The organism is Aquitalea sp. FJL05, assembly GCF_003852595.1.
GTDB classification, from domain to species: Bacteria; Pseudomonadota; Gammaproteobacteria; order Burkholderiales; family Chromobacteriaceae; genus Aquitalea; species Aquitalea aquatilis.
The window spans coordinates 40,877-53,211 of the sequence record NZ_QAJS01000010.1 but is presented as its reverse complement, the minus strand read 5'-3'; the positions used below and the strand labels follow the sequence as shown (position 1 = coordinate 53,211).

Here is a 12,335-nt window from a genome sequence, read left to right as displayed (position 1 = left end):
CATTGCCTGGCGCACCGGCATAAAAAAAAGGCGGAATGTTCCGCCACAAGACTGAGAGAGATACGACACAGCCCGCCGGAGCGGGCCGTCACTGCAGTACACCAGCCCGGCAAGACTGCCGGGGCCGGTCACTTACTTCTTGCGCTGCGGCGGCAGGTCGGTGCAGCTGCCTTCGAACACTTCGGCAGCCATGCCGATGGATTCGCCCATGGTCGGGTGCGGGTGAATGGTCTTGGCAATGTCTTCTGCATCGCAGCCCATTTCAATCGCCAGGCAGATTTCGCCAATCATGTCGCCGGCGTGCGGGCCGACAATGCCGCCACCGATCACCTGGTGGGTCGCCGGGTCGAAAATCAGCTTGGTAAAACCTTCATCACGACCGTTGGCAATGGCGCGACCGGAAGCCGCCCACGGGAAGACGGATTTCTCCACCTTGATACCCTGCTTCTTGGCTTCGTCTTCGGTCATGCCTACCCAAGCCACTTCCGGATCGGTATAGGCCACACCCGGAATCACGCGCGCATCGAAGAAGGCCTTGTGCCCGGCGCAGTTTTCCGCCGCCACGTGGCCTTCATGCACGCCCTTGTGCGCCAGCATCGGCTGACCGACGATGTCGCCAATGGCGTAGATGTGCGGCACGTTGGTGCGCTGCTGCTTGTCCACCGGGATAAAGCCACGGTCGGTCACGGCCACGCCGGCATTTTCTGCTGCCAGCAGCTTGCCATTCGGCGCACGGCCAGTCGCATACAGCACCAGGTCGTAGCGCTGCGCTTCTTTCGGGGCCTGTTCGCCTTCAAAGGTGACGTACACGCCGTCTTCCTTAGGCTCCACCGCCACGGTTTTGGTGTTCAGCATGATGTTGTCGAAACGATGGGCATTCCACTTCTGCCATACCTTGACCAGATCGCGGTCAGCCCCCTGCATCAGGCCGTCCAGCATTTCCACCACGTCCAGGCGCGCGCCCAGCGTGGAATACACCGTACCCATTTCCAGACCGATAATGCCGCCACCGATGATCAGCATTTTTTCCGGTACGGCTTTCAGTTCCAGTGCGCCGGTGGAGTCCACCACACGCGGATCGTCCGGAATGAAGGGCAGCTTCACTACGCGCGAACCCGCGGCGATGATGGCGTTGCTGAACTTGATGATGGTTTTCTCACCGGACTCTTCGCGGCCATTGCCGGAAGTCACCGACACTTCCAGGTGATGCGGATCGATGAAGCGGCCATTGCCGCGCACGATCTGCACCTTGCGGGCCTTGGCCATGCCAGCCAGGCCACCGGTCAGCTTGCTGATGACCTTTTCCTTGTAGCCGCGCAACAGGTCGATATCCACTTCCGGCTTGCCGAACTTGATGCCGTTGGCCGCCAGATGGCTGACTTCGTCGATCACCGCGGCATTGTGCAGCAGTGCCTTGGACGGAATGCAACCCACGTTCAGGCACACGCCACCCAGGGTGGAGTAACGCTCGACGATGACCACTTTCTGGCCCAGGTCGGCGGCACGGAAGGCGGCGGAATAACCACCAGGGCCACCGCCCAGTACCATCACGTCGCATTCGATATCGGCACCACCACCATGGCTGGCGGCCATTGGCGCTGCCGGCGGGGCAAAACCGGCCTGGGTGTGGGCGGATGCCACACCGGTGGTTTCCAGCGGTTTGGCTTCAGCCGGGGCGGCGCTGGCTGCGGCAGCGGCTTCCACGATGACGATCACATCGCCCTCGCTCACCTTGCTGCCTACGGCCACTTTGACTTCCTTCACCACGCCAGCGGTTTCCGCCGGTACTTCCATGGTGGCCTTGTCGGTTTCCAGGGTGATGAGACTGTCGTCCTTGCTCACCACATCGCCCGGTTTCACAAAGACTTCGATCACGTCCACATTGCTGTGGCCGCCGATATCCGGGACTTTCAGTTCAATCAGATTGCTCATGGCTTTTGGGAGTGGCGCACGGCGCATCGGGGCTTGCCCCGTCTGCCATCCACCACCCGCATTCCTTTATCAGTTCGTTTTCCCGATGGGGAAGCGCGGCCTGACGGCACACGCAGCTCCCCACACCCTACTCACGATTTCAGAGGATCAGGCGACGCACGTCGGACAGCAGCTTGCCCAGATACACGGTGAAGCGTGCAGCGGCGGCACCGTCGATCACGCGATGATCGAAGGACAGCGACAGCGGGCACATCAGGCGCGGGGTGAATTCCTTGCCATTCCAGATCGGCTTGATCTGCGACTTGCACACACCCAGGATGGCCACTTCCGGCGCATTCACGATGGGGGTGAAGCTGCTGCCGCCAATGCCACCCAGACTGGAGATGGTGAAGGTGGCACCCTGCATGTCGGTCGGCTTGAGCTTGCCGTCACGCGCCAGCGCGGACAGATTGGTCAGTTCCTGGGCGATCTGCTTCAGGCCCTTCTTGTCGGCGTCCTTGATCACCGGCACGACCAGGCCATTTGGCGTGTCTGCGGCAAAGCCAATGTGGTAGTACTGCTTGAGTACCAGATTGTCGCCGTCCAGCGAGCTGTTGAAGTTGGGGAAAGCCTTGAGCGCTTCAGCAGCGGCCTTGATGATGAAGGCCAGCGGCGAAATCTTCAGCCCGGACTTTTCCCATTCCTTGCCAATGCTCTTGCGGAAGTCTTCCAGCTCGGTGATGTCGCACTCGTCGTTGAACGTCACGTGCGGGATCATCACCCAGTTGCGGCTGAGGTTGGCACCGGAAATCTTCTGGATGCGCGACAGCGGCTTGGTTTCGATCGGGCCGAACTTGGCGAAATCCACCTTCGGCCACGGCAGCAGGTCCAGACCCACGCCGGAACCGGCAGCAGCAGCCGGCGCAGCAGCCACCGGGTTCTGCAGCACGCCCTTCACAAAGGCCTTCACGTCGGCATCAATGATGCGCCCCTTGCGGCCCGAGCCCTTGACGCGGCCCAGATCCACACCCAGCTCACGCGCCAGACGGCGTACCGACGGGCCGGCATGGGCTTTGGAGAAGCTGGCTTCGTTGATGGCCGGCAGGCTGGTGCTGGCCGCAGCCGGCGCTACCACAGCAGGCGCAGCAGCCACCGGGGCCGGCGCAGCAACGGGAGCGGGGGCAGCAACAGCGGCAGCAACCGGCGCAGCGGCGGCGGCAACAGCGCCTTCCACCACCACGATCAGGTCACCCTGGCTGACTTTACCGCCGACAGCGACTTTGACTTCGACCACCTTGCCGGCAGCAGTAGACGGCACTTCCATGGTGGCCTTGTCGGTTTCCAGGGTGATCAGCGAATCATCCACACTGATGACATCGCCGACCTTGACCGACACTTCAATCACGTCCACACCGTTGTGGCCGCCGATATCCGGCACCACGATGTCGATGCGGCCGCTGGCAGCCGGTGCAGCAGGCGTCGCGGCCGCTGCGGCAGCAACGGCTACCGGGGCAGCGGCTGGGGCTACCGGAGCGGCAACGGCGGCAGCCGGTGCCGGCGCAGCTGCAGTGGCTGCCACTTCGATGATGGCAATCACATCGCCTTCGGAAATCTTGCCGCCAAGCACGGCTTTCACTTCCTTGACCACGCCGGCGGCTTCGGCCGGTACTTCCATGGTGGCCTTGTCGGTTTCCAGGGTGATCAGCGAATCGTCCACCGCCACGGTCTGACCCACGGTGATGAACACTTCGATAATGTCTACATTGCTGTGCCCACCGATGTCGGGCACTTTCAGTTCGATCAGATTGCTCATGATTATTTGGGGGTGTGCCGCTGGCGACGGCTAATCAGCCCGCCACGCAACGGTCCATCCGCTTCCCTCTGTTCGTTGGCTGCATGAGCGAAGAAGGTGTCATCCACCAGTCCCCGCTCCCTACTCACGACCTTAGGCCTTCCAGGAAGGCAGCTTGTCAGCCTTGATGCCGTACTTGGCAATCGCTTCGGCCACCTTGGCCGCTTCGATCTTGCCTTCACGGGCCAGGGCGGACAGGGCAGCCACGGCGACGTAGTGACGATCCACTTCGAAGAACTCGCGCAGCTTGGCGCGGCTGTCGGAGCGGCCGAAACCGTCGGTGCCCAGTACCACGTAGCGACCCGGTACGTATTCGCGGATCTGGTCAGCGTAGTTGCGGATGTAGTCGGTAGCGGCAATCACCGGACCGCTGCGGCCTTCCAGCTGTTGCTCGACAAAGGACTTGCGGGCCGCTTCGGTCGGGTGCAGCAGGTTGAAGCGGGAAGCTTCCATGCCGTCGCGACGCAGTTCGTTGAAGGAAGTCACGCTCCAGATGTCGGAGGCGATGCCGAAATCGTTGCGCAGCAGGTCGGCAGCGGCCATCACTTCACGCAGGATGGTGCCGGAACCCATCAGCTGTACCTTCACCTTGGCGTCGCCGCCGTCCTTCAGCAGGTACATGCCCTTGATGATGCCCTGCTCGGCGCCTTGCGGCATGGCCGGGTGGGTGTAGTTCTCGTTCATCAGGGTGATGTAATAGAACACGTCTTCCTGTTCGCCATACATGCGGCGCAGACCGTCCTGCAGGATGACTGCCAGCTCGTAGGCGAAGGTCGGGTCATAGGACACGCAGTTGGGGATCAGGCCAGCCTGGATGTGGCTGTGGCCGTCTTCGTGCTGCAGGCCTTCACCGTTCAGGGTGGTACGGCCGGCAGTGCCGCCCAGCATGAAGCCACGGGCGCGCATGTCGCCAGCTGCCCAGGCCAGGTCACCGATACGCTGGAAACCGAACATCGAGTAGTAGATGTAGAACGGAATCATCGGGATGCCGTGGTTGGCGTAGCTGGTGGCTGCGGCAATCCACGAGGACATCGCGCCCGGCTCGTTGATGCCTTCCTGCAGCATCTGGCCGTCTTTGGACTCCTTGTAGAACATCAGCTGGTCGGCATCTTGCGGTACGTAGTTCTGACCCTGGGTGGACCAGATGCCGTACTGGCGGAACATACCTTCCATGCCGAAGGTGCGGGATTCATCCGGCACGATCGGTACGATCTGCTTGCTGATGTTCTTGTCTTTCAGCAGGGTGCCCAGCATGCGCACGAAGGCCATGGTGGTGGAGAACTCGCGTTCGCCCGAATCACCCAGCTGGCTGTCGAACACGTGCAGGCCCGGGATGGCCAGCGGAGCCTTCACCGGCTTGCGGGCCGGCAGGTAGCCACCCAGCGCGGCGCGGCGTTCGCGCATGTACTTCATTTCCGGGCTGTCTTCGGCCGGCTTGTAGTACGGTACGTTCGGCAGGTCGGCATCGGATACCGGGATACCAAAGCGGTCGCGGAATTTGCGCAGGCTGTCGATATCCATCTTCTTGGCCTGGTGCGCAATGTTCTGCGCTTCACCAGACGAACCCATGCCATAGCCCTTGATGGTCTTGGCCAGGATCACGGTCGGACGACCGTTGGCGTTGTGGGTGGCCTCGTGGTAGGCGGCGTATACCTTGTGCGGATCGTGACCGCCACGGTTCAATGCCCAGATTTCGTCATCGGACATATTGGCCACCATTTCGCGCAGCTCCGGGTACTTGCCGAAGAAGTGTTCGCGAACGTAGGCACCGTCCTTGGATTTGAAGGTCTGGTAGTCGCCATCCACGCATTCGTTCATGCGCTTCTTCAGCAGGCCCTTGGTGTCCATGGCCAGCAGCGGATCCCAGCGGCTGCCCCAGATCACTTTCAGCACGTTCCAGCCGGAACCACGGAAATCGCCTTCCAGTTCCTGGATGATCTTGCCATTGCCGCGTACCGGGCCGTCCAGACGCTGCAGGTTGCAGTTGATGACGAAGATCAGGTTGTCCAGGCCTTCGCGGGCAGCCATGGAGATGGCACCCAGGGATTCCGGTTCGTCCATCTCACCGTCGCCGCAGAAGCACCATACCTTGCGACCCGGCGTGCGGGCCAGGCCACGGCTTTCCAGATACTTGAGGAAACGTGCCTGATAAATGGCCATCAGCGGGCCAAGACCCATGGATACGGTGGGGAACTGCCAGAAGTCATCCATCAGCCACGGGTGCGGGTAGGAAGACAGGCCATCGCCGTCCACTTCCTGGCGGAAGCTGTCCAGCTGTGCTTCGGACAGGCGGCCTTCCAGGAAGGCACGGGAATACACGCCCGGGGCAATGTGGCCCTGGAAGTAGATCAGGTCACCGTCCTGCTCGTCGTTGGGAGCGCGCCAGAAGTGGTTGAAGCCCACGTCGTACAGGGTGGCGGAGGATTGGAAGCTGGCGATATGGCCGCCCAGTTCCAGGTTTTTCTTGCCAGCGCGCAGTACCAGTGCGGCGGCATTCCAGCGGTTGATGGAGCGGATGCGGTGCTCCATCTCGTGATTACCGGGGGATTTCTGTTCTTTACCTACCGGGATGGTGTTCTGGTACGCGGTGGTCGCGTCGAAGGGCAGGTAAGCGCCGCGGCGGCGGGTACGCTCAACCAGGTTTTCCAGCAGGAAATGCGCACGCTCGGAACCTTCGGTATCCAGAACCGACTCCAGCGCTTCAGTCCACTCCTGGGTTTCCAGGGGATCGATATCGTCAGGGAAGGTTGCAGCCATATCTCATCCTCACATCGGGGGTGACCGGGGCAGGGATCAAGTCCATGCCCACTTTATTGTGTTACCGGATCGAAAACGAAAAAACGAACCGGACTCGTTGGAGACAGATTATAAACGATCACTTTCGCAATAAAAATGTTCATTTATGAAAAGCTCTTCTGGTGTTGCGGAGTGTATAGTTTCAGGAGGCGACAACGGAATAGGCAATTAGGGTTATCACTCAATATTTGCTCCGTTTATCAGTATATTGCGCTGCATCATGTTGTTTTTTTGCGATACGGCGTCATGCAGTCGCCACTCCTGTTTACTTCCCCGAGTCCTTCTTTTCTTCTTTCAGCATTTTTTCAACTTCGCGCATGCGCGCTTCGATGGAAGAACGCAGATAGAAGTCATCGCCCTTGGCTTGCGCGGCAAACTGGAACTGCTCCAGAGCGGCCTCGTAGCGCCGCTCGAAGTAGAAGGCATTGCCCAGGGCCGCGTGATAGCGCTGGGCATCCTTGTCGGCAAACAGCTTGGCCTCGCTGCGATACAACGCGGCCAAGCGCGGATAGCGGCTTTGCAGCTGGCGCAGCAAAGCCAGTGCTGCCGTGCGGTTGCCGCTATCTATAAGGACATCCAGCTCGGCCAATTGCAAGGGCTGGCTGTCTTTGAACTGCGCCTGTCCACGGCGCAGACTGGCCAGGGCAGCACTCCAGTCTCCACCCTCGCGGGCGATGGCCGCATCCTGCCCGAATAGCATGGGATCAGCCGGCAAGCGGCTTTCCGCCTTGGCCAGTGCGCTGCGTGCGGCTGGCAACTGATGACTGGCCAGTTGCGCGCGCGACATCCCGTACCACGCGGCTCCCTCATTGAGATACTGGCCTTTTTCCAGCATGGTCTGGTAATAGCGCACCGCCTCGTCCGGCGACATGCTCATGACACGCAGTTTTTCCCGCACCAGCAGGTAGGCGGTGCTGTCCGCCTTCATTTTCACCGAATATTCCAGTGCGCGATTCTGCGCCTCGCTGATGCGCTGCGAAGTCACCGGATGGGTGCGCAGAAAGGCATAGGCGTTGTTGTCGCTGTAGCGGTTGGCCGCATCCAGCCGCTGGAAGAAGGCCGGCATGGCACGCACGTCGAAACCGCCCTGGGCCAGGTATTGCATGCCGACACGGTCGGCTTCGCGTTCGAAATCGCGCGAGAATGACAGCTGGTTGGATATCTGCAAGCCCAATCCGGCCGACAGGGTGCCAATGGAGGCCTGGCTACCGCCGGCACGCGACGCGAGTACCGCAGCCAGCACCGTCCCCAGCAGCAGCAAGGGGCTGGTGGCGTCGCTGGCGGCCTTCATGCGCGCGATATGGCGCTGGGTAACGTGGGCGGTTTCATGCCCCACCACCGAAGCCAGCTCGCCCTCGCTTTGGGTGCCGACCAGCAGGCCGCTATTGATGCCGACATAGCCGCCGGGCATGGCAAAGGCGTTGATCTGCTTGTCGTTGACGACAAAATAGGTGAGTTGCAGACCCGGCATGCGTACTGTGGCCGACAACCGGTGACCCAGGACATTGATGTAGTCGTTGACCTCGGCATCCTCCACCACATCGCCGGCATCGCGCATGGCACGCATGAAATCGCGCCCAATGCGGGCTTCGTCGGCCATCGACAAGGAAGCATCGGATATCTCGCCCAGATCAGGCAGGGAAGGCAGATCGGCATAGACAGCCAGCGGTTGCAGCAGGGTCATGGCCAGCAGGCTGGCCAGCAAGGTTTTTTTCATCTTTGTGTGAGCGGGCAGCTTCGATTTGGTTGCATGCCGGCCGATAAGGCGGCCAGCGCCGGAAACAGCCACAGCATAGCCCTCCCTCACCCAGCGGACTAGCGCCATGCGGCAGGATCATGCCAGGAGAATTGTTTAGATGTGATAATCCGGCAGGCCTGCCAGACTTTGCCAGGCCGCCTGTGCCGACAGATGCACCCGGCCGGCAAAGCGCTGCCCCAGTCCGCTGCGTTGCAGGATGTCCGCCACCGGACCCTTGATTTCGGCCAGATGCAGCACCACCCCGGCCTGCTGCAAGCGCTGGTCCAGATGCTCCAGCATCGACAAGGCCGTGGTATCCACCCGGTTGACCGCGCTCATCACCAGCACCAACTGTCGCAAGTGGGGCGTCTGCCCTGCCCTGTGCAGCAAGACCGTGCCAACTTGGCGGGCATTGCCGAAATATAGGCTCTCATCCACCCGCAGCAGCAGTACGCCCGGCAGGGTTTCCACGGCATAGCGCTGGCGGTTGCGAAAATGATGGGTGCCGGGTAGCCGCCCCAGCTCGGCAATATGCGGCCGGCTGCTGCGCCACAGCAGCGTAGCCAGCGACACCAGCACCCCGGCCATGATGCCGCTGTCCACACCCAGTAACAGCACCAGTGCAAAGGTCAGCAGCCAGGCCACGGCATCGGCACGCTCGGCCAGCCAGGCACGGCGCAGGCTGCCGACATCCAGCATGGCCAGCAGTGCAGCAATGATGGTGGCGGCCAGCACCGGCAAGGGCAGATTCTCCAGCGCGGAGGTTGCCAGACACATCACCAGCAGCATGCCGGCTGCTGTCAGCAAGGAGGCCAGCTGCGAATGGGCACCGGCATCGGCATTGACCACCGAACGGGTCAGCCCTCCCGTCACCGGGAAGCCGCCCACCAGCCCGGCTGCGATATTGCACAGACCCAGCGCCACCAGCTCGCGGTCGGGGTCGACGCTGTCCTGGCTGCGCGCGGCCAGTAGTTGCGCCACCGACAGGCTCTGCACATAGTTGATGAGGGCAATGAAGAAGGCCGGCAAGGCCAGATCAGCCAACTGTGCCAAGCCGATGGCGGGCAGAGCCAGCCGTGGCAGACCAGCCGGCACCGGACCGACCACCGGCACATGCTGCGCTGCCGGTACCAGCAGAATGCCGGCCAGCATGGCCAGTACCGGAGCGGTACGGACCAGCACTCGCGCAGTATCGGCCGACAGGCCCAGCCCTTGCAGCAGACTCGCCCCCCAACGGCGGGCCAGCAGCAGCCAGCCCAAGGCGAGCAGGCCCACCAGCAAGGCAGCCGGCTGCGCCCAGACTGGCTGATGCCACATGCCAAGCAGCCATTGCGGCAGGGAGTTGCCTGGATTGTGCAGGCCCGACAAGGGAGCCAGCTGCGACAAGATGATTAACAAGGCCGAAGCCGTGGTGAAGGCCGACAGTACCGGCTCGGACAACAAGTCGGCAATAAAGCCCAGGCGGGCCAGCCCCATGGCCAGCAGCATCAGGCCGGACAATAGCGCCAGCCAGACCGCCAGCACCAGATAGTCGGTCGCTCCGGCATCGGCAAAGCGCGACAAGGTGGCCGCAGTCAGTAGCGAGGTCAGCGCCATCGGCCCAACCGACTGCGCCGAGCTTTTGCCACTGAAGGCATACACCAGCAAGGGGGCCACGCTGGCGTACAAGCCGGCCTCGACCGGCAGACCGGCGAGCAAGGCATAAGCCAGACTCTGCGGCACCAGCAGCAGGGTTACCACTACGCCAGCGGTGATATCACCCGCCAGCCAGGCACGACGATAGCCGCTGAGCCAAGCCGGCAGCAGCTGGCTCAGGACAGGCATCGCGACAGCGGGCGGAACAACAGCATGCCCAGCAGCATGGCGGCGACAAACCACAAGCCATCCGGCAGCGCCATACCGGCCAGGACCAGGCCGGGACCGGGGCAGATGCCGGCCAGCCCCCAGCCAATGCCGAATAGCACGCTGCCCAGCACCAACCGCAGGGTCAGCCGGCTTTTGTCGGGCAACTGCATCGGCTCACCCAGCACAGAGTGGGTTTGGCCTTCGGCCCGGCGAAAGGCAAAAAACGCCACCGCAATGGCACCCGCCATCACCAGCGCCAGGCTGGGGTCCCAGCGGCCACTCACATCGAGAAAACCCAGTACCTTGGCCGGGTTGCTCATGCCGGACAACAGCAAACCCAGCCCGAACAACAGGCCGGCAATCAGTGCAGACAGTAACTTGGCCATGCTCAGCTCCACCCCAACAGATGACGCATCACAAATACGGTTAACCCGGCACTGCCCATGAAGCTGAGCGTCGCCAGCAAGGAGCGCGGCGACAGGCGCGACAGCCCGCACACACCGTGGCCACTGGTGCAACCGGCAGCCAGCCGTGTGCCAATACCCACCAGCACGCCGGCCAGCAATAGCAGCGGCAAGGGTGTGCTCAGCTGCGGCACCGGCAAGGGCCCGACCAAGCCGCGCCAGACCAGAGGAGCGGCCAGCAGGCCCAGCACGAAAGCCAGCCGCAGCGGCCAGTCGCCAGCCCGGTCCACCAGGCCGGCCAGCATGCCGCTGATGCCGGCAATACGGCCGTTCATCAACACCAGCCAGCTGGCGGCCAGCCCAATCAACAGGCCTCCAGCCAGCGAGGCGAACGGGGTAAAACTATCCCAGGCTATCTGCACGCTTTCTCCTCAATGTGGCGCGGAAGATTCATCACCCGCACCATCACCACAAAACACGCCATGCAGCGCCGATAGCATGATCATGGCCTCGGCGCTGGCGATGCTGTAATAAATCCATTTGCCTTCACGCCGCGTTGCCACCAGCCCCTCGTTGCGCAGCACACCCAGCTGCTGCGACAGGGTGGGTTGGCGGATGCCGGTGAGTTTTTCCAATTCGGAAACCGTCTTCTCGCCGTCCACCAGTTGGCATAGCAGCATCAGCCGGTCTTCGTTGGCCAGACTTTTCAGCAAGGCGGCAGCCCGGCTGGCGTTATCACGCAATATGCTCAAATCCATTGTCACCATCCCGACCACCGGCCCGGCCGGTGCGCACTGTGCCACCATGGCTGATACCGGCTTATTTTTATAATATACATTATAGTATAATGTTTCGCAGTGTGCGATAGTGCCATCCATGCAGGCCCATCGCCCTTCCCATTCTGTTGCGGAGTTCACCATGCTGCAGCCACAGCTCGCTTCCTTCTTCGACCCGGGGACCTCCACCATTTCCCACGTGGTGTACGACCAGCCGGGAGGCCACGCTGCCATCATCGACCCGGTGCTGGACTATGACGCCAAGTCCGGGCGCATCGCCAGCGATTCCGCCCGGCGTGTGCTGGATTTTATCCGGCAGCAGCGCCTGAGCGTGCAGTGGATTCTGGAAACCCACGCCCATGCCGATCATCTGTCGGCGGCTGCCTGGCTGCAACAGCAGGCCGGTGGCCGCATGGCGATTGGCCAGGGCATTGCCCAGGTCCAACAGCTGTTCAAGGGCATCTTCAATCTGGGTGACGACTTCGCCTGCGACGGCAGCCAGTTCGATCATCTGTTCACCGCGGGCGAGGTCTTCCACATCGGCCAGCTCACGGCCAGGGCCTTGTTCGTACCCGGTCACACGCCGGCCGACATGGCCTACCAGATCGGCGACATGGTATTTGTTGGCGACACCTTGTTCATGCCGGATGTCGGCAGTGCCCGTTGCGACTTTCCCGGCGGCGATGCCGCCATGCTCTATCAATCGGTGCAACAGCTGCTGGCGCTGCCGGATGACACCCGCCTGCTGATGTGTCACGACTATCCGCCACAGGCGCGGCCCATCGCCTGGCAAAGCACGGTGGCCGAGCAGAAACAGCACAATATCCACCTGCATGCCGGCATCAGCCAAAGCGAATTCGTGGCCTTGCGTCAGGCACGCGATGCCACGCTGGAAATGCCGCAGCTGATCCTGCCGGCCATCCAGGTGAACATCCGCGCCGGGCAGTTGCCAGCAGCGGAAAACAATGGCGTACGCTACCTGAAAATACCGCTGGATATGCTGTAGACTCAAA

General features: G+C 62.0%; 9 protein-coding genes. 1 reads left to right on the top strand and 8 read right to left on the bottom strand.

Features of this window, described 5'->3' with window-relative positions:
- Positions 1-132: 132 nt before the first annotated feature.
- From lpdA to DBR44_RS10800, 8 genes are all read right to left on the bottom strand, one after another.
- Entirely contained in the window at positions 133-1,932 is a 1,800-nt protein-coding gene (gene lpdA, locus DBR44_RS10835) for a dihydrolipoyl dehydrogenase (protein ID WP_124644078.1), read from the bottom strand.
- Between the two features lie 139 nt (positions 1,933-2,071).
- Positions 2,072-3,724, bottom strand: a complete 1,653-nt coding sequence (aceF, locus tag DBR44_RS10830; protein WP_124644077.1) for a dihydrolipoyllysine-residue acetyltransferase — start codon at positions 3,722-3,724, stop codon at positions 2,072-2,074.
- A gap of 132 nt (positions 3,725-3,856) precedes the next feature.
- On the bottom strand, positions 3,857-6,520 hold the full coding sequence (gene aceE, locus DBR44_RS10825) for a pyruvate dehydrogenase (acetyl-transferring), homodimeric type (RefSeq protein WP_124644076.1): 2,664 nt from the start codon (positions 6,518-6,520) through the stop codon (positions 3,857-3,859).
- Positions 6,521-6,824: 304 nt separating this feature from the next.
- Entirely contained in the window at positions 6,825-8,276 is a 1,452-nt protein-coding gene (locus tag DBR44_RS10820) for a M48 family metalloprotease (protein ID WP_124644075.1), read from the bottom strand.
- Positions 8,277-8,411: 135 nt separating this feature from the next.
- A complete protein-coding gene (locus tag DBR44_RS10815; protein WP_233578486.1) occupies positions 8,412-10,121 on the bottom strand; it encodes a SulP family inorganic anion transporter in 1,710 nt (569 codons plus the stop codon).
- Positions 10,109-10,528, bottom strand: a complete 420-nt coding sequence (locus DBR44_RS10810; RefSeq protein ID WP_124644074.1) for a DUF6691 family protein — start codon at positions 10,526-10,528, stop codon at positions 10,109-10,111. The genes DBR44_RS10815 and DBR44_RS10810 overlap by 13 nt, the downstream gene beginning before the upstream one ends.
- A 2-nt stretch (positions 10,529-10,530) precedes the next feature.
- Entirely contained in the window at positions 10,531-10,968 is a 438-nt protein-coding gene (locus DBR44_RS10805; RefSeq protein ID WP_233578484.1) for a YeeE/YedE family protein, read from the bottom strand.
- 9 nt (positions 10,969-10,977) lie between these two features.
- Positions 10,978-11,304 (bottom strand): helix-turn-helix transcriptional regulator, encoded by a 327-nt coding sequence (locus DBR44_RS10800; protein ID WP_124644073.1) that lies wholly within the window; start codon positions 11,302-11,304, stop codon positions 10,978-10,980.
- Positions 11,305-11,464: 160 nt separating this feature from the next.
- Here DBR44_RS10800 and DBR44_RS10795 point away from each other — a divergent pair, with 160 nt between their 5' ends.
- Positions 11,465-12,328 carry an MBL fold metallo-hydrolase gene (locus DBR44_RS10795; RefSeq protein WP_233578481.1) on the top strand — a complete coding sequence of 288 codons (864 nt, stop codon included), beginning with the start codon at positions 11,465-11,467 and terminating at the stop codon, positions 12,326-12,328.
- Positions 12,329-12,335: the final 7 nt, after the last annotated feature.